Origin of the sequence: Labrys sp. KB_33_2, from assembly GCF_052114505.1 — a bacterium.
GTDB lineage: Bacteria > Pseudomonadota > Alphaproteobacteria > Rhizobiales > Labraceae > Labrys.
Map to the genome: position 1 here is coordinate 63,609 of NZ_JBFREW010000016.1, position 19,392 is coordinate 83,000.

Consider the following 19,392-nt stretch of genomic DNA (forward strand, 5'->3'; position numbering starts at 1 on the left):
CTCAAGCCTCGATCTCGACACGGCCGAGCGGCCGGGTGCAGCAGGCCAGCACCAGGCCGGCGGCGATTTCCTCCTCGCGGATGCCGCCCTGGTGGGTCATGGCGGTCTCCCCCGACAGGCATTGTACCTTGCAGGTGCCGCACAGGCCCATTGTGCAACCGGTCGGAATGTTGAGGCCGGCGCCGCGGGCGAGCTGGAGAATGGTCTCGCGGCTGGAGGCCGGCACCTCGATGCCGGATCTGGTGAAGGCCACGCTGGCTTCGCCGGCAAGGGCTTCGTCCGCACCGATGTCCTCCATTGGAGTTTCGGCCGGCTGGAAGCTCTCTTCATGATAGCGGCGCATGTCGTAGCCATTGGCTTCGAGCATGTCCTTGACCGCTGCCATGAAAGGCGCGGGGCCGCAGCAGAACACTTCGCGCTCGCGAAAATCCGGTGCGATCAAGCGCAGGGCCGGAGCGTTGAGCCGACCCTGGAAGCCGGTCCAGGTTTCATGGGCCTCGGTCTCTTCCACGATCCAGGCGAGGCGCAGGCGCTGCATGCGTCCGGCCATGCGCTCCAACTCCTGGCGGAAGATGATCTCGCCCGGCCGGCGTGCGCAGTTGACGAAAGCGATATCGGTGGCGGCGCCGTGATCTTCGGCAAAGCGGGTCATCGACATCATCGGCGTGATGCCGGATCCGGCCGAGATGAAGAGGTATTTTTCCGCCGGATGACGAGAGAAGCTGAACTGGCCGAGCGGGCCGTAGGCCTTCAACCGCGTGCCGGGTTTGAGGTTGTCCAGCATCCAGCGCGTGCCGATGCTGGAGGCCTGCGCCTTGGCGGTGACGCTGATAGAAAGCGGGCGGGAAGGGCTCGACGACAGCGTATAAGTGCGCAGCACCGGCCCGGCCTCGGCCGGGATCTCCAGCGTGATGAACTGGCCGGGTTCGTAGCGGAACCAACCCTGTTCGGCGGCGCGGAAGGTGAAGGTCGCGACGTCGCGGCCCTCATGGATGATCGAAACGCATTCGAGCGCCTGGCTCTGATCGTTCCACGGCGGCGTTTCGTCGATATGCCTGAATTTTTGTGTGGCGATCGGCATGATGTCTGCCCTTGTATATGTCGGTTTCGCTAACACCCTCCCCTGGAGGGGGAGGGTCGACGCGAAGCGTCGGGGTGGGGTGATTTTCACCGGCTGCTGTGTTTCTCACCCCACCCCGTACTTCGTCCGACCCTCCCCCTCCAGGGGAGGGTGAAAAGGCGCTAGGCCACGCTGCGCAGGCGGACGCCGTCGTTACCCAGCGCCGCTTCCATGGCGTTGCGATACCACTCGACGAACTGCATAACGCCGCCCTCGTGTTCGGGGGCGTAGGGTCCGGGCGTGTAGACGGGCGAAGAGACGCCGAGCTGGTTTTCCTCGACGATCTGGCGGTCCTGGTCGTTGGTCATCTGCCAGACATGGGTGAGTTCATCGAGATTATAGTCGACCCCTTCGACCGCATCCTTGTGCACCAGCCATTTGGTGGTGACCTGGGTTTCCTTCGGCCCGATCGGAAGCACGCGGAAGCTCACGGCATGGTCGCCCAACACGTGGTTCCAGGTGGTGGGATAGTGGAAGAGCAGGAGGGCGCCGATATTGCCTTCTTCGATCGTCGGGCTGAGGGGGCGTTGCACCGCCGGTTTGCCCGACATCGTATAGCTGGCGGCATTGCGCAGCAGCGGCATGCGGGCCATGCGGAACTGGCCGTCACCGGAAATGCTGAAGGTGCTGGGCAGGCCGGCTTCCTCGCAACGCCGCCAATGCTGGCCGATGAGCGGATCCTTGTCGGCACCCTGGATACCCGTCACCGTCGGGGCTTCTGGGAAGGTACGGCAAAGCTCGGGATGATTACCCGCGCAGTGGTAGCACTCGCGGTTGTTCTCCCACACCAGCTTCCAATTGCCCTTTTCGACGATGGTGCTCTCGAAGGCCACCTTGGTGTTTTTCAGGCCATGCGGTGCCAGATAGGGCATGGCGCCGGCGCGGAAGGTCTCGAAATCGGGTGCCTCCTTGGCAAGGCAGATCCAGATATAGCCGGCCACGCTCTCGCAATGCACGGGCTTCAGCCCATATTGCGCGGCGTCGAAGCCGGGGCCCATGTCGCGGGCGAACAGCAGGCGCCCGTCGAGCTCGTAGGTCCACTGATGATAGGGGCAGACCAGCTTGGCGACGCTGCCGCGCTCGGCCGCGCAGAGCCGTGATCCCCGGTGCCGGCAGGAATTGTGAAAGGCGCGGATGGCGCCGTCACCGGAGCGCAGCACGATCACCGGATAGTCGCCGACCTGGAGAGTGAAATAGCTGCCCGGCTTGCCGAGCTCGCAATCATGGCCCGCGAACAGCCATTCACGGTACCAGATATTCTCCATATCCAGCCGGAAGTACTCCGGGTCTGTGTAGAATTTGCCCTCGAGCGTGGTGCCCGGTTGATGGGTCCGGAGGCGGCCCAACATGTCCTGATGCGCTGTCATGTCAAAATCCCGCGTGACAACCAATGCGTTGACTTGGCAGCGGGATGGGAAAGCGGCTCGGCGATCTGCGCCGGTGAAAAGGCGCAGCCAAACCTCCTCCCGGAACGCCCACCGCGTCCGTCGGTTTTCTTCGCGGCTGGTTTCCGGGCTCAGGAGCGGCCTTCCGGCCCGATCGCGACGCCTTCCCAGGTCTTCCCGACCCAGTGGCACTTGCCGCGATCTTCTCCTCTACCGTTGCGGGGGCAGCGCCGGATTTGGACCGGCTTCCCAATTCTCCGGCCCGCCTTGGGGGCGAACCGGCACCTCGAATGAGGATTAGAATACATCGAGTCGGCGCACCGACTAGAGGCGATGCGACGGATGATGGTGTGTTCAGGACATTGTCATCGAGAGCTTGAGGAAGGAAGGTCGGGAAGGAGACATTGAATGTCCATCATTCCCCGCATGGCGGGGGATGATGGAGCAACCTGTCCCACTCCTTTCGAGATGTTGGGATCTGAAATCTGGATGAGGGGCCATGATTCCCCATCCCAGCTTTCCTCCGATTTGTTCCGAAGACCTCGAAAGCGTGCCTTCAATCCCAGCTCAGCGCGCCACCGTTCTGATATTCGATGACACGCGTCTCGAAGAAGTTCTTCTCCTTCTTCAGGTCCATCGCCTCACTCATCCAGGGGAAGGGGTTCTCCACGTCCGGGAATACCGGCATGAGCCCGAGCTGGGCGCAGCGCCTGTTGGCGATGAAATGCATGTATTGTTCGCAGGACACCGCGTTGAGGCCGAGGAAGCCGCGCGGCATGGTGTCCCGGCCATAGGCGGCCTCCAGTTCAGCGGCTTCGCGGATCATCTGCTGGAGATCGGCTTGGAAGGTCAGCGTCCACAGATGCGGGTTCTCGATCTTGATCTGGTTGATCACGTCGATGCCGAAGTTCAGATGGATGCTCTCGTCGCGCAGGATGTACTGATACTGCTCGGCGATCCCCACCATCTTGTTGCGCCGGCCGAGCGAGAGGATCTGGGCAAAGCCGGTATAGAACCACATGCCCTCGAAGATGACGTAGAAGGCGACGAGATCGCGCAGGAAGGCCTGGTCGGCGTCCGGCGTGCCGGTCTTGAAATCGGGATCGTCGAGATGCTGGGTATGCTTGAGCGCCCAGGCCGCCTTGTCGGTGATCGAGGGTATCTCGCGATACATATTGAAGAGTTCGCCCTCGTCGAGCCCGAGGCTCTCGACGATATATTGGAAGGTGTGAGTGTGTACGGCCTCCTCGAAAGCTTGGCGCAACAGATATTGCCGGCATTCGGGGTTGGTGAGGTGGCGGTAGATCGCCAGGACGATATTGTTGGCGACCAGGCTCTCGGAGGCGGCGAAGAAGCCGAGATTGCGCTTGAGCATGCGCCGCTCGTCCTGCGTCAGGCCGTCCTTGGACTTCCACAGCGCGATGTCCGCCTGCATCGATACCTCGGTCGGCATCCAATGGTTGTTGCAGCCGGCGAGATATTTCTCCCAGGCCCATTTGTATTTGAGCGGCAGGAGCTGGTTTACGTCGGCGCGGGCATTGATCATCCGTTTCTCGTCGACCGTGACACGGCCGCCCTCGCGGTCGATCGCGCCGAGGCCGGTCGCATCCGCCGTGCTCTGTGGCAGGGGAAGCTGGGCTGCGGGCGAGGTGGGTTCGGACCAGTCGAGCATCGTCATCGTTTTCTTATCCTCAGAGCGTTTTCCAGAAAAGTTGATAGACTTTTCGCTTAAGAAAACGCGTCAAAACAAAGAGTTGGAGAGCAAGGCGCGAAAGGGAAAAATCGCACCTCGTTCTCGGCTCACTGGCACGCTTCGCAGTCGGGGTCGTGGATGGAGCAGGCCTTGCCCCACGCTTCCGACTGCAGTGTTTCCGGCTGAGTCTCGATCAGGATCGGCGCGGCCGCGTGCGGCACCGTGGCAGAGACGGCGTTGAGCTTGCCGTCGGTGCCCTTCAGCGTCGATTTCTCGACATGGGTGGCCGACTGCGAGCGCAGGTAATAGGTCGTCTTCAGGCCACGCTTCCAGGCCAGGCGGTAGAGCGTATCGAGCTTCTTGCCGGAGGGATTGGCGATATAGAGGTTGAGCGACTGGGCCTGGTCGATCCACTTCTGCCGGCGCGCCGCGGCTTCGATCAGCCAGGCGGTGTCGATCTCGAAAGCGGTGGCGTAAAGCGCTTTCAGCTCTTCGGGGATGCGATCGATCTGGCCGAGAGAGCCGTCGAAATATTTGAGATCGGAGATCATGACCTCGTCCCACAAGCCCCGTGCCTTGAGATCGTGGACCAGGGCCGAGGTCACCACCGTGAAATCGCCCGACATGTTCGATTTCACGAAGAGGTTCTGATAGGCCGGCTCGATTGACTGGGACACGCCGCAGATGTTGGAGATCGTCGCCGTCGGCGCGATCGCCATGGTGTTGGAATTGCGCATGCCGACGGTCTTCACCCGCTCGCGCAGGGCGTCCCAGGGCAGGGTCGTGCCGGTGTCGAAGGCCGCGTTGTCGCGCGTCTCGGCCAGCAGGCCGACCGAGTCGATCGGCAGGACGCCCTGCGACCACAGCGAGCCATCGAAACTGGGGTAGCGACCGCGCTCGGCCGCCAGGTCTGTTGAGGCCGAGATGGCATGGAAGGACACGGCTTCCATGCTCTCGTCGGCAAAGCACACGGCGGCTTCGGAGGCATAGGGCAGGCGCAGGGCCTGCAGGGCATCCTGGAAGCCCATGATGCCGAGACCGACGGGCCGGTGCTTGATGTTGGAACGCCGTGCCTCGGGAATGGTGTAGAAATTGATGTCGATGACGTTGTCGAGCATGCGCATCGCCGTCGTCACCGTCGCCTTGAGCTTGTCGAACATCAGGCCGTCGGCGTCGACATGGGCAGCGAGGTTGACCGAGCCGAGATTGCACACGGCAACCTCGTCATGGGAGGTGTTCAGCGTAATTTCGGTGCACAGGTTCGAGGAATGTACCACGCCGACGTGACGCTGGGGCGAGCGGATGTTGCAGGGGTCCTTGAAGGTGATCCAGGGATGCCCGGTCTCGAACAGCATGGTCAGCATCTTGCGCCAGAGATCGATGGCCCGGATCTGCCTGAAGACGCGGAGCTCGCCGCGCGCGGCGCGTGCCTCATGCGCCTCATAGGCGACCTTGAAGGCGGGACCGTAGAGGTCGTGCAGGTCCGGCGTTTCGTCCGGTGAGAACAGGGTCCAGGGGCCATCCTGTTCCACACGTTCCATGAACAGATCCGGCACCCAGTTGGCGGTGTTCATGTCATGGGTGCGGCGGCGGTCGTCACCGGTGTTCTTGCGAAGATCGAGGAATTCCTCGATGTCGACATGCCAGGTCTCCAGATAGGCGCAGACCGCGCCCTTGCGCTTGCCGCCCTGATTGACGGCGATTGCGGTATCGTTGGCGACCTTGAGGAAGGGCACCACGCCCTGGCTTTCGCCGTTGGTGCCTTTGATATGGGCGCCGAGCCCACGCACATTGCTCCAGTCATTGCCGAGGCCACCGGAATATTTGGCGAGCAGCGCATTGTCCTTCACCGCCTTGAAGATACCTTCGAGGTCGTCGGACACGGTGGTCAGGAAGCAGGAGGAGAGCTGGGCGCGCAGCGTTCCCGAATTGAACAAAGTCGGCGTCGAGGCCATGAAGTCGAAGGAGGAGAGAAGATTGTAGAATTCGATCGCCCGCGCCTCCCGGTCGATCTCGCGCAAGGCCAGGCCCATGGCCACGCGCATGAAAAAGGCCTGCGACAGCTCAAAACGCGTGCCGCGCACATGCAGGAAATAGCGGTCATAAAGTGTCTGCAGGCCGAGATAGTCGAACTTGAGATCGCGTTCGGGCTTGAGGGCAGCGGCAAGGCGGGCGAGGTCGAAGCGGCCGAGCTCCGGGTCGAGCAGTTCGTTGGCGATGCCGACGCGGATATAGTCATGGAAATACTCGGCGTAGCGGGTCGCCATCTCGGCCTGCGTCGCCTGGTCGGGACGGCCTCCGACGAAGCTGAGCGCCTCGCGGCGCAGCTTGTCGTTGAGCAGCCGGGCGCTGACCTTGGCGTAATCAGGTTCGGTCTCGATCAGGGTGCGGGCGGCAAGGATCGGCGCGATCGCCAGTTCGTCCTGGCTGATGCCGTCATAGAGATTGCGTTGCGTCTCGTTCAGCACGGTCTCTGCATCGGTGTCGGCAAGACCTGCGCAGGCTTCGCGCACCAGGGCGGTGAGGCGCGCGTGGTCGAGCGGTAGCAAGGAGCCCTCCGCCGTCTTCATCCGCAGGGCAGGGGCGATGGCGGTCCGTGCCTCTGTCTCGGTTGCTCGTTCCAGGGCGCGCTCTTGGGCGTGCTGTTCGCGATAGAGCACATAGGCACGCGCCACCTTGTGGTGTTCGCCGCGCATCAAGGCGAGTTCCACCTGGTCCTGGATGTCCTCGATATGGAAGGTTCGGCCCGCATCGGCACGGCGGGTCAGGCCGGCAACGATCTGGGCCGTGAGTTCGGCGACAATGTCATGCACCCGGCGCGAAGCAGCGGCCGAATTGCCCTCGACGGCGAGAAAGGCCTTGGTCAGGGCCACCGAAATCTTGGAGGCATCGAAAGGCGTGACGGCGCCGTTGCGGCGAATGACCTGATAGCCCGGTTCCGAGGCCGGCTTCGCCCTGTCGGCGCCGGCAGCCGGAAAAGGCGTCTTTGTGGTCGTGGCAGTTTCGAGATCGAAAGACATTCGGCAAACCCCAAAATGTTGGAGGCTTGGGCCGAAGGAACGCGTTCCGCGTCGGCGCAGGCATATGCGCCACGAGCAAAGCGATCCGTCGGGGCACCCCGCCCGAGGAAACGATAACCAGCCACAGGCAGGTCTCCTGGCTCGCGGGTCGTTGCGAACTGTCTGCCTTCCCGGCGAAGGGCGGGTTGAACCCGCCTTCCGGCCAGTGGCACAGCGACAGCCCGCTCTCCGCTTACAGTTGCGGGGGCAGCCCCGGCTTTGCCCTAGAGCGTCTTGTGTTTTGAAAGCGTCGCTTCAAATCGCAAAGACGCGTCGAACAAAAAGTTCGAGGAAAAGTGCGTTTTCACCAAACGCGCTTTGCTCTCGGGCTCACCGGATTCCCTCTTAGCCTCGGACAGCGAATCCGAGGACCTGTGGATACAGCATCTAGTATGCCTGGGTGTCTCTATGTCAATACATGGTGTATGATGCCCTTTTTTTCAACGGGGACAAGGCGTGCCGGAGGACGAAATTTGTCCCCCGGCAGGTTTTTCACGCGGACGCCGCCACTCTCGCTGGAGCGGTCTCTTCACGAAGTTTGCGGGCGGCGGCAACCATGTTGACGAGGGCCGGGCGGACCTCGTCCCAGCTGCGGGTTTTCAGGCCGCAATCGGGGTTGACCCAGAGCTGATCGCCGGCGATCCGCTCGCGTGCCTTGGCAAGGAGGTCGCGCATCTCCGCCACGGTGGGGCAGCGGGGAGAGTGGATGTCATAGACGCCCGGCCCGATCTCGTTGGGGTAGCGATAGGCCCGGAACGCATCGAGAAGTTCCATTTTGGACCGAGCAGTCTCGATCGAGATCACGTCTGCATCCAGGCCTCCAACGGCATGGATGATGTCGTTGAACTCCGAGTAGCACATATGGGTGTGGATCTGCGTGGCATCGTCGACGCCTGAGGCGGCGAGGCGGAAACAGGCGACCGCCCAGGTCAGATAGGCCTCCTTTTCGGCGTGTCTGAGCGGCAGGCCTTCGCGAATGGCCGGCTCGTCGATCTGGATGATGCGGATGCCGGCCCGTTCCAGATCGCCGACCTCGTCGCGCAAGGCGAGGGCGATCTGCCGGCAGACCTGCTCGCGCTCGAGGTCGTCCCGCACGAAGGACCATTGCAGCATGGTGACCGGTCCGGTCAGCATGCCCTTGACAGGACGCTTGGTCAGGGATTGTGCGAAGCGTGCCCATTCCACCGTCATGGCCCGGGGACGCGAGACATCGCCATAGATGATCGGCGGGCGCACGCAGCGCGAGCCGTAGCTCTGGACCCAGCCATGCTGGGTAAAGGCATAGCCGGCCAGTTGCTCGCCGAAATACTGCACCATGTCGTTGCGCTCGAATTCGCCATGCACGAGAACGTCGAGGCCGATCTCTTCCTGCCAAGTGATCGCCTGGGTGGTTTCCTGTCGCAGAAAACGCTGATAGTCGGCGTCGTCGATCCAGCCCTTTGCGTGGTCAGCGCGTGCTTTGCGCACGGCGTCGGTCTGGGGGAAGGAACCGATGGTCGTGGTGGGAAATTGCGGCAGGCCGAGCCATTCCTGGGCCCGGCGGCGCAGCGTGTAGGGATGCCGGCGCTCGCTCATGGCCGGCGTGAGCCCGTCCATGCGGGCGGCGACGCCGGCATCATGTATACGAGCGGATACACGGCGGGCCGCAGCTGCTGCGTCCGATTGGGCGAGTTCATCAGCGACGGCCCGCCGCCCGTCGACCAGGGCTGCCGACAGGGTCTTCAGTTCCCCGATTTTCTGTATCGCAAAGGCCAGCCAGCTCCGGAGTTCAGGATCGAACGCGCTCTCGGCCTCGACATCGTAGGGAACGTGGAACAGGGAACAGCTCGGAGCGAGGACGACGCGGTGGGGGCCGAGGGCTGCAACCGCCGGCTCGATCCGATCAAGAAGGGCAGTCAGGTCGCTCCGCCAGACATTGCGCCCGTCGATCACGCCCAGCGATAGCACCTTGTCGGCGCTGGCTCGTGCGACCGCCTGCCCGAGCTGGCTTGGCGCCCGCACCAGGTCGAGATGCAGGCCGGCGCTGGGCAGGTCGAGTGCCAGGTCGAGATTGTAGCCGAGGCCGCCGAAATAGGTCGCGATCATGATCTTCAGATCGGAGACCGTGCTGGAAAGGACGCCATAGGCATGGCGCAGGGCGGCCCGCGCGTTCTCGTCGAGATCGAGCACGAGACAGGGTTCGTCGAACTGCACCCAGTCCGCGCCGGCCGCGGCCAACCTGTGCAGGATCTCGGCATAGACGGGCAAGAGGCCTGGCAGCAGGGTGAGCGGATCCAGGCCCTCGTCCTTGCTCTTGCCGAGCAGCAGATAGGTCACCGGGCCGATGAGCACGGGGTGCGTGTGGAAGCCGAGCGCTACGGCCTCCCTGAATTCGTCAATGGGCTTGGCCGAAGCGAGTTCGAAGGCCTGGCCGCGGCGAAATTCGGGAACCATGTAGTGATAGTTGGTGTCGAACCATTTGGTCATCTCGAGAGCGGGGACACCGCCGCCGCCATGGCAGCAGCCCTCATGGCCACGATCGTCATGGCCCCGCCTGCCGCGCGCCATGGCGAAATAGGTCGAAAGCGGGACGGAGCCACCCTCCCAGCCATATTGAGAGGGGATGGCACCGACCACGGCGCTCATATCGAGAACCTGATCGTAGAGCGAAAAGTCATTGGACGGGATATGGGTAACGCCGAGCAGGCTCTGTCGAGCCCAGTTGCTCGCGCGCAACTGGGCTGCCGTTGCGAGCAAGGCGGTCTCGTTCTGCCTTCCGGCCCAGTGGGCTTCGAGGGCCGTCTTGAGTTCGCGACGTGGGCCGATGCGTGGCGTGCCGAGCGTCGAAATGGGAATGGACATGCGCGTCTCCGGCCGGTGACCGATAGGTCCCGGTTCGTGGTGAATGGATCGGATCGAGGAGGGAGCGGCGTACCGTTAGGGCACGCCGCAACGCATTCGTCGTCGAGCAGTCGGATCGACTGCACCTTCACGCATGATGGCAGTTTGAAGCTTGAACATCGGCAGACCCCATGAAGAACTGGGGGCAAAGGCCGTACGGGAGCGCCTGACGCGGCCAAGGACATTGACTTGGTCAAGCAACCACCGGGACACCCCGCCCGAGGACGTTTACATTCGTCGGGGCAGGTCTCCTGGCTCACGGCTCACCGAGCTTGCCTGCCTTCCCACCTGCGCAGGGCAGGCAGTGGCATGATGAGGCAAGTTCTCGCCGTCTACAGTTGCGGGGGCAGCGCCGGCATCGCACCGGCTTCCCTCTTAGCTTCCATTGCGAGAATGGAAGAACCTCGACTGGGCAAGCAAACGACAAGACGTCGTGAAAGTCAAGGTCGACATAAAGACATGTTTATATAGGCATGCCATGCGATCATAGGTTGCCCTTGGATCGCGACCTCGCGGCGGCCTTTGCTCGGCTTCAATCGCAACCACAAGCCCGGTGTCGATGGCGGCGCCTGCCTGAGTGCCTCGTCTGGCCGTGCACGAAAGGCCGAGGGGGCTTCAGCATGGAACGATTCCAATTGATCATAGGCAGCGGTGAGAAAAACGACTAAATCAGGGCCAAACCGGTGGCACCCCTGCGCCACCTCTGCCAGCCCTGGAGCAAAGCGCGTTTAGACGGAAACGCTTGTTTGCTCTAGCTCCTTGTTTTGACGCGTCTTTGCGATTCTTGCCGAAGCCGTCAAATCGCAAAACGCTCTGTTCGGAGATCCTCTCCATGCCTGCCGATTCCGCTGCCAATTCCCGCTATCCCCACGTTCCCCTGTTCCCCCTGGGAGCGGACGAGACGCCCTACCGCAAGCTGACCAGCGAGGGCGTGCGGGTCGAAAAGCTCGGAGGCAGCGAGATTCTGCAGGTGGATGGCGAGGCGTTGCGGCTTCTGGCCGAGCAGGCCTTCATGGACATCAATCATCTCTTGCGCCCCGGCCATCTCCAGCAATTGCGCAACATTCTGGAAGATCCCGAGGCGACGGACAATGACCGCTTCGTCGCCTATGACCTCCTCAAGAACGCCAACATCGCCGCCGGTGGCGTGCTGCCGATGTGCCAGGACACCGGCACGGCCATCGTGATGGCCAAGAAGGGCCGCAAAGTCTGGACGGAAGGTGAGGACGAGGGCGCCATCGCCCAGGGCATCCGCGATGCCTATGAGAAGAAGAATCTGCGCTATTCGCAGCTCGCACCGCTGTCAATGTTCGAGGAGAAGAACACCAAGACCAATCTGCCGGCCCAGATCGACATTTCCGCGGAAGGGGAGGAGGCCTACAAGTTCCTCTTCGTTGCCAAGGGCGGCGGCTCGGCCAACAAGACCTTCCTTTATCAGGCCACACCCTCCATCCTGTCCAAGGACCGCCTGATCGCTTTCCTGAAGGAGAAGATCCTCACGCTCGGTACGGCAGCCTGCCCGCCTTATCATCTGGCGGTGGTGATCGGCGGTACCTCTGCCGAAATCACGTTGAAGGCCGTGAAACTCGCTTCGGCGCGCTATCTCGACAGCCTGCCCACCGAGGGCTCCGAACTCGGCCATGCCTTCCGCGACCTCGAGCTCGAGAAAGAAGTGCACAAGCTCACCCAGTCGCTCGGGGTCGGCGCCCAGTTCGGCGGCAAGTATTTCTGCCACGACGTCCGTGTCATCCGCCTGCCGCGCCATGGCGCCAGCCTGCCGATCGGCCTTGGCGTTTCCTGCTCGGCCGATCGCCAGGCCATGGGCAAGATCACCCGCGAGGGTGTCTTCCTCGAGGAGCTCGAGCACAATCCGGCGCGCTTCCTGCCGGAGATCGATGAGAGCAAGCTTGGCGGGGCGGTGGTGAAGATCGACCTCAACCAGCCGATGTCTGACATCCTGGAAACCCTGTCGCGCCATCCGGTAAAGACGCGCGTGTCGCTGACCGGCACCATCATCGTGGCCCGCGACCTTGCCCATGCCAAGCTGCGCGAGCGCCTGGAAGCGGGTGGGGGGATGCCCGATTATCTCAAGAACCATCCTGTCTACTATGCCGGCCCGGCCAAGACACCCGCCGGCTATGCCTCGGGCTCCTTCGGCCCCACCACGGCGGGCCGGATGGACGCCTATGTCGACCAGTTCCAAGCGGCCGGCGGCTCGATGGTGATGCTGGCCAAGGGCAACCGTTCCGCCCAGGTCCGCGAGGCCTGCGCCAAGCATGGCGGCTTCTATCTCGGTTCGATCGGTGGCCCCGCCGCGCGCCTCGCCCAGGACTGCATCAAGAAGGTCGAGGTGCTCGAATATCCCGAGCTCGGCATGGAAGCGGTCTGGCGCATCGAGGTCGAGGACTTCCCGGCCTTTATCGTCATCGACGACAAGGGCAATGATTTCTTCAAGGAACTCAATCTGGGTTGAGTTCGCTCACCCTGCTTTTCGGCGAGGCCTCTTCCTGAAAAGGGAGGGGCCTTTTTCATGCACGTTCTGCGTGTTGTTGCAAAATCGCAACTGTCATGGACAAAGCCCTTTTGTGTCAGAACGATGACTTACCTTAACATTGTGTAATGTCTCGCCTGGGAGGAAAGCTTCGATATCGCGGTGCACAACGACCGCGCCTCTTCGATTGGCTGAATATTGGTTTGCCAGCTTTTCGAAGAGAGCGGCCCTGATTGAGGGCTATCTTATAAGATCGGGGTATTTCCATGTCTATTCGTGCAATTTTACTCGGCGCTGGCGCTGGATTTCTCAGCATCGTCGCAGCTTCTGCTGCGGACTTGCCCATGAGCAAGGGCGAAGCCGTTGAATATGTGAAGGTCTGTACGGCATTCGGTCCGGGCTTCTTCTACATTCCGGGCACCGATACCTGCCTCAAGATCAGTGGCCAGATCCGGGCCGACTATTGGTATGCGCAGGCGCCCAGCAATGCGACGGGCAAGCGCAACATCAGCCAGACGCAGTTTCGAACCAATGCCCGCATCCGCTTCGATGCCCGTACCCAGACCGACTGGGGCATGCTGCGCTCCTTCTTCGAACTCCAGGCTGAATCGAATGCGGGTGCGGCCACGCACGACACCTTCCAGGTGCGTCAGGCCTATCTGCAGTTTGGCGGATTGACGGCCGGTTACGCCTGGTCGCCTTACGCCTTCTACGATCCCAATTATCAGGCCGAGTTTTTCGCCCCTTATTTCGGCGAGCAGGGCCGGCGTAACCTGATCAGCTATACGGCTCAATTCGACAAGGCCTACGCCACCCTGTCGATCGAAGATGGCCGCGATCATCGTGCCAACACCACAACCTTCGGCAATACCGGCAATGCCAACATTCGCGGCCTCGGCGGTTCGCAGGTGCCCGACATCGTCGGCGTGATCGGCTATGACGACAACAAGAACGGTTGGGGCCGCCTGCAGATCATGGGCGCTCTTCACCAGAATCGCTCCGCCGTGTCGAATTACGGTGACAAATGGGGCTACTCGATCGGCTTCGGCGGCAATGTGAACATTCCGGTTCTGGAAGGCGGCTATGTGGCCGTCGAAGCCAGTTATGCCGATGGTGCGACGCGCTATCTCGGTGTCGGCGCTGCTTCCAACCCGAATGGGTCCTCGCTTCTGGGTATCGGGGGCTGGGATGCCTATCCGACCAACGGCGCGCCATATGATCTCGACAGCGCCAAGGGCTTTGCCGTGCAGGCCGAGGCTGGCCTGAACGTTACCAAGCAACTGCAGGCCGTGCTGTTTGGTGGTTACCTGGACTTTGATGCGCCGCGCGTGGCGACCAACGTCAGCGACAATTTCAAATATTACGTCATCGGCGGCCAGGTGAACTACACCATCGTCAAGGGCTTCATTGCCGGCGCTGAAGTCTGGTACCAGAACAAGGACGCGGAGGGCGCGAACACCAAGACGGTCGACGCTGTCGGTGCAGGTGTGCGTCTGCGCCGCACCTTCTGATCCGGCCTATAGAGGAAGAAGCATGGACGCTGCGCTCTCCTGGGCGCGGCGTTCCTGTATTCGGCGCCCGGTCAGTTCTGATTGGCCGGGGTAAGATCGGTGCCGTTCAGGCTGCCGATATAGTCGGTTAGCATCGGCACGTAGCGCTGCGCGCCACCGGCGGCCATCGCCACGCCGAACGAGTTCTTCACGGCATTGCCGATCGGATTGACCAATCCTGCCGCACTGGCCATCGCCTCCAGATAGCTTAGATCCTTGTAGGCGTTGGCGATGGTGAATTTGTGGGCATCCTTGTCGCCCTCCAGGACCCAGCGCGAAAAGGTCTGGTAGAAACCGCAATCCATGCGGCCGCCGCGGATGACGCTGTCGAAGCGCTTGGGTGTGATGCCGACCTTCTGCGACAAAGCGAGGGCCTCGGCATAGAGGGCGGCATAGCCCAACGACAGGAAATTATTGAGCAGCTTCATGCGGTGACCGTCGCCCGTGCCGCCGATATGCACGATGCGTCCGGCCCAGGTTGATATCACCGGCTTGAGGCGCTCGAACAGGGCGTCGCTTGCGCCGACCATGGTATCGAGCGTGCCTTCCCAGGCTTCCTTCGGCGTGCGGCCGAGCGGCGCATCGGCGTAATCGATGCCGGCTTCGGCGAGTTCGGCCGCGAGGGCGAGGGTGGAATTGGGATCGGAGGTCGAGCAGTCGACGACGACGGCCCCCGGCTTCAGGCCGGCCTTCAGCCCATCGGGACCGTGTACCAGCGCTTCCACCTGTCGCGAACCGGTGACGCAGAGGAAGACGATGCTGGAAGCGGCGCCCACCTCGCGCGGGGTCTTGGCCTCCTTGGCGCCGCGGGCCACGAGATCCTCCACCGGCGCCCGGTTGCGGTGGCCCATCACCGTCAGGGCGTAGCCCTTCTCCACGATGTTCTTGGCCATGCCATGGCCCATATAGCCGACCCCGATGAAGCCGACGCTTTCCTGCGCATTCGTCATTGCAATCGTCCCGTTTCCTGTCCCGCATTTCCGACGCGGGTTGCCGGCGCATCCTGCCGACGGTGAGTGTGGACGGGGATGGGCTTCGGGCGCAAGCCCGATGGTGCAATGGTATGATGATTTATCGAAGGTCGGCCTGCACCGAGCAGTCAGCTTCTGTTAAATAAGAACGATGAGAACAAAAATAGAACTTGCATGAATGAGAACAAAATGGGTACATACCGCCACGGGGCTTTGAATTGCGACAAGATGCAAGCCCAGTGTTGAAAACGATTGGTTCGGATGACGAATCCGTTCGTGCTTGATAGGGAAACGGGCATATGAGTCAGACGCAGCTGCGCTTGGTCGAAGGAAGCTCCATGGACAAGACGAAGGCGCTCGACGCCGCCCTATCACAGATCGAACGCGCTTTCGGCAAGGGCTCGATCATGCGGCTCGGCAAGGGTTCCAAGACGATGGAGGTGGAGGCGATCTCCACCGGCTCCCTTGGTCTCGATATTGCGCTCGGTGTCGGCGGCCTGCCCAAGGGGCGCGTCATCGAGATCTACGGGCCGGAATCCTCCGGCAAGACCACGCTGGCGCTGCACAGCGTCGCCGAGGCCCAGAGGAGAGGCGGCGTTTGCGCCTTCATCGACGCCGAACACGCGCTCGATCCGGTCTATGCCCGCAAGCTGGGCGTCAATCTCGACGAATTGCTGATCTCGCAGCCCGATACCGGCGAACAGGCCCTTGAAATCTGCGACACGCTGGTGCGCTCGGGGGCGATCGACGTCATCGTCATCGATTCCGTGGCGGCGCTGACGCCCAAGGCCGAAATCGAAGGCGAAATGGGCGATGTGCAGCCCGGCCTGCAGGCCCGCCTGATGAGCCAGGCGCTGCGCAAGCTGACGGCCTCGATCGGGCGTTCCAACTCGATGGTCATCTTCATCAACCAGATCCGCATGAAGATCGGCGTGATGTATGGCAGCCCGGAAACCACCACGGGCGGCAACGCCCTGAAATTCTATGCCTCGGTCCGCCTCGACATTCGCCGTATCGGCGCGATCAAGGACAGGGAAGAGGTGGTCGGCAACCAGACCCGCGTGAAGGTCGTCAAGAACAAGGTGGCGCCGCCCTTCAAGCAGATCGAATTCGACATCATGTATGGCGAAGGCATCTCGAAGGTGGGCGAATTGGTCGACCTCGGCGTCAAGGCCGGCGTGGTCGAAAAATCAGGCGCCTGGTTCAGCTATGAGAGCCAGCGTCTCGGCCAGGGCCGTGAGAACGCCAAGCAGTTCCTCAAGGACAATCCGGATGTGGCGGATAAGATCGAGGGCCAGATTCGCCAGAATGCCGGCCTGATTGCCGAGCGTATCCTCGACAATATCGACCCGTCCGAAGCCGAGGGCGAATGAGGTCGGCCTCGACCGGCTTCTCACGTCTGGCCTAAGCAGAGCCAATTCACACCGAATAACCCGTCTGTCGCTCCCGGCAGTCGGGTTTTTCATGTATGCGCGCCTCGACAGGCCGAAACAGCCCCGCTACAACGCCCCACCACCATGTTGCTGGCCATGCCGAAAGGAAGGGACCAGCCAAAACAGGCATTTGGGCCAAATAGGCAAATTGGACATGAGCGGCGTCAACGAGATCCGATCCACCTTCCTCGACTATTTCGTGCGGAACGGCCATGAAGCCGTGGCGTCTTCGCCGCTGGTGCCACGCAACGATCCGACCTTGATGTTCACCAATGCCGGCATGGTGCAGTTCAAGAACGTCTTCACCGGCATCGAGAAGCGCTCCTATTCGCGTGCCGCGACCTCGCAGAAATGCGTGCGCGCCGGCGGCAAGCACAATGATCTCGACAATGTCGGCTACACGGCACGGCATCACACCTTCTTCGAGATGCTCGGCAACTTTTCTTTCGGCGATTATTTCAAGGATCGCGCGATCGAGCTCGCCTGGAACCTGATCACCAAGGATTTCGGCCTGCCGGCTTCCAAGCTCTTGGTGACCGTCTACTCCGAGGACGATGAGGCGCATCGGCTGTGGAAGAAGATCGCCGGCCTGTCGGACGATCGCATCATCCGCATTCCGACCTCGGACAATTTCTGGCGCATGGGCGATACCGGGCCCTGCGGCCCCTGCTCGGAGATCTTCTACGATCATGGCGAGCATATCTGGGGTGGGCCGCCCGGTTCGCCGGATGAGGATGGCGACCGCTTCATCGAGATCTGGAACCTCGTCTTCATGCAGTTCGAGGAACTGGTCGGTGGCGAGCGCGTCAACCTGCCGCGCCCCTCGATCGACACCGGCATGGGCCTCGAGCGCATCGCCACCGTGCTGCAGCACAAGCACAACAATTACGACATCGACCTCTTCCAGGCCTTGATCCGCGCGTCGGTGGAGGCGATCGGCGTGCCGGCCGAAGGGCCGGCGCTTGCCAGCCATCGCGTCATCGCCGACCATTTGCGGGCTTCCTCCTTCCTGGTCGCCGACGGCGTGCTGCCGTCGAACGAGGGCAGGGGCTATGTGTTGCGCCGCATCATGCGCCGCGCCATGCGTCACATCTCCCTGCTCGGCGCCAAGGATCCCGTCATGTGGAAGCTGGTGCCCGCGCTGGTGCGCGAGATGGGCGCCGCCTACCCCGAACTCGTGCGGGCCGAGGCCCTGATCAGCGAGACCCTGCGCCTGGAAGAAACCAGCTTCCGCCGTACGCTGGAGCGCGGCCTTGCCCTACTCGACGCCGAGACCGTGAAGCTCGGCGACGGCCAGGTCTTTTCGGGTGATGTCGCCTTCACCCTCTACGACACCTATGGCTTCCCGCTCGACCTGACACAGGATGCGCTGCGCGCGCGCAACATCTCGGTCGATCTCGAAGGCTACCAGGCTGCCATGCAGCAGCAAAAGGCCAAGGCGCGGGCCGCCTGGGCGGGATCCGGCGATGCGGCCACCGAGACAGTCTGGTTCGGCCTGCGCGAGCAGGTCGGCGCCACCGAATTCCTCGGCTACGAGACGGAGACCGCCGAGGGCGTTGCCCTGGCCCTGGTCAAGGACGGCAAGCCGGTCGATCACCTCGGCAAGGGCGAGAAGGGCTTCCTGATCCTCAACCAGACGCCGTTCTACGGCGAGTCTGGCGGCCAGCAGGGCGATGCGGGCACGGTGCAGGCCGGTGGCCTGAAGGTCACCGTTACCGATACCCAGAAGAAGCTCGGCGATCTCTTCGTGCATGCCGTCACCGTCGAGGAGGGCACGCTCAAGGTGCAGGAGCCGCTCGAACTCGTGGTCGATCATGCGCGCCGCTCCGCGATCCGTGCCAATCACTCGGCCACGCATCTTCTGCATGAGGCCTTGCGCCTGACGCTGGGCGATCACGTTGCCCAGAAGGGCTCCTTGGTGGCGCCGGACCGTCTGCGTTTCGACTTCTCGCATCCCAAGCCCATTTCGGATGAGGAACTCAAGGAGATCGAGGATCTCGCCAATGCCGTCGTGCTCGACAACAGCGAGGTGACCACGCATCTCATGAGCGTGGACGATGCGATCGCTTCCGGTGCGCGCGCGCTGTTCGGCGAGAAATATGGCGACGAGGTCCGGGTCGTCTCGATGGGGCAGCGCCAGCCCGGCTCGAACAAGGCCTGGTCAGTGGAATTGTGCGGCGGCACCCATGTGCGGCGTACCGGCGACATCGGCCTGATCCGGATCGTCTCCAACGGCGCGGTCGCAGCCGGCGTGCGGCGCATCGAGGCGATGACGGCGGAGGGAGCCCGTAAGCATCTGGTCAATGAGAGCCGTCTGCTCCAGGGATTGGCCGATGTGCTGCGCACGCCCGTGCCCGAAGCCGGGGACCGCCTTGCCAATCTGGTTGAGGAGAACCGCAAGCTCGAACGTGAACTGACCGAGGCGCGCAAGAAGCTCGCCATGGGCGGCGGCGGGGGCGACAGCGAAATCCGCATGGTCGGCAAGACCCGGCTGCTGGCCAAGGCGGTCACCGGCATCGAGTTGAAGGATCTCAAGGCGCTGGCGGACGAAGGCAAGAAGCAGGTCGGTTCCGGTGTCGTCGCCATCGTGGCGACCTCCGAGGATGGCCGTGCCGGCCTTGTCGTCGGTGTGACGGCGGACCTCACCGGTAGCTTCAATGCCGTCGATCTCGTGCGCAAGGGCTCGGAAGCTCTCGGCGGCAAGGGTGGTGGTGGACGGCCCGACATGGCCCAGGCCGGTGGCCCCGACGGTGCCAAGGCCCAGATTGCCCTCGACGCCATCGCCGCAGCGCTGGCAGAGGCCTGAGCCG

General features: G+C 62.6%; 10 protein-coding genes and 3 riboswitches. Of the genes, 4 read left to right on the forward strand and 6 right to left on the reverse strand.

What is annotated here, in order from left to right; translation table 11 throughout:
* Position 1: 1 nt before the first annotated feature.
* The 5 genes from AB4037_RS25930 to metE all read right to left on the reverse strand — a co-directional run bounded on the left by AB4037_RS25930 (position 2) and on the right by metE (position 10,098).
* The gene (locus AB4037_RS25930; RefSeq protein WP_441773438.1) at positions 2-1,081 is read right to left on the reverse strand and encodes a 2Fe-2S iron-sulfur cluster-binding protein; all 1,080 of its coding nucleotides are present in this window, start codon (positions 1,079-1,081) and stop codon (positions 2-4) included.
* A 161-nt stretch (positions 1,082-1,242) separates the two neighbouring features.
* Entirely contained in the window at positions 1,243-2,487 is a 1,245-nt protein-coding gene (locus tag AB4037_RS25935) for an aromatic ring-hydroxylating oxygenase subunit alpha (protein ID WP_441773439.1), read from the reverse strand.
* A gap of 117 nt (positions 2,488-2,604) precedes the next feature.
* Positions 2,605-2,809, reverse strand: a riboswitch (cobalamin riboswitch).
* A 252-nt stretch (positions 2,810-3,061) separates the two neighbouring features.
* On the reverse strand, positions 3,062-4,177 hold the full coding sequence (locus AB4037_RS25940) for a ribonucleotide-diphosphate reductase subunit beta (protein WP_441773505.1): 1,116 nt from the start codon (positions 4,175-4,177) through the stop codon (positions 3,062-3,064).
* 128 nt (positions 4,178-4,305) lie between these two features.
* On the reverse strand, positions 4,306-7,218 hold the full coding sequence (locus tag AB4037_RS25945) for a ribonucleoside-diphosphate reductase subunit alpha (RefSeq protein ID WP_441773440.1): 2,913 nt from the start codon (positions 7,216-7,218) through the stop codon (positions 4,306-4,308).
* 109 nt (positions 7,219-7,327) lie between these two features.
* A riboswitch (cobalamin riboswitch) is annotated at positions 7,328-7,648 on the reverse strand.
* A 101-nt stretch (positions 7,649-7,749) separates the two neighbouring features.
* On the reverse strand, positions 7,750-10,098 hold the full coding sequence (gene metE / locus AB4037_RS25950; RefSeq protein ID WP_441773441.1) for a 5-methyltetrahydropteroyltriglutamate--homocysteine S-methyltransferase: 2,349 nt from the start codon (positions 10,096-10,098) through the stop codon (positions 7,750-7,752).
* A 263-nt stretch (positions 10,099-10,361) separates the two neighbouring features.
* Positions 10,362-10,559, reverse strand: a riboswitch (cobalamin riboswitch).
* Between the two features lie 410 nt (positions 10,560-10,969).
* On the opposite strand from metE, the gene AB4037_RS25955 reads away from it, so the two are divergent.
* Positions 10,970-12,610: a fumarate hydratase gene (locus AB4037_RS25955; RefSeq protein WP_434956913.1), complete on the forward strand. Its 1,641-nt coding sequence runs from the start codon at positions 10,970-10,972 to the stop codon at positions 12,608-12,610.
* A gap of 362 nt (positions 12,611-12,972) precedes the next feature.
* The gene (locus tag AB4037_RS25960) at positions 12,973-14,139 is read left to right on the forward strand and encodes a porin (protein ID WP_441773442.1); all 1,167 of its coding nucleotides are present in this window, start codon (positions 12,973-12,975) and stop codon (positions 14,137-14,139) included.
* A 71-nt stretch (positions 14,140-14,210) separates the two neighbouring features.
* Here AB4037_RS25960 and AB4037_RS25965 read toward each other — a convergent pair whose 3' ends face one another.
* Positions 14,211-15,128: an NAD(P)-dependent oxidoreductase gene (locus AB4037_RS25965; protein WP_441773443.1), complete on the reverse strand. Its 918-nt coding sequence runs from the start codon at positions 15,126-15,128 to the stop codon at positions 14,211-14,213.
* A 320-nt stretch (positions 15,129-15,448) separates the two neighbouring features.
* Between AB4037_RS25965 and recA the strand changes: the two genes are divergently transcribed.
* A complete protein-coding gene (recA, locus tag AB4037_RS25970; protein ID WP_434956910.1) occupies positions 15,449-16,522 on the forward strand; it encodes a recombinase RecA in 1,074 nt (357 codons plus the stop codon).
* A 214-nt stretch (positions 16,523-16,736) separates the two neighbouring features.
* Positions 16,737-19,388 carry an alanine--tRNA ligase gene (gene alaS / locus AB4037_RS25975; protein ID WP_441773444.1) on the forward strand — a complete coding sequence of 884 codons (2,652 nt, stop codon included), beginning with the start codon at positions 16,737-16,739 and terminating at the stop codon, positions 19,386-19,388.
* Positions 19,389-19,392: the final 4 nt, after the last annotated feature.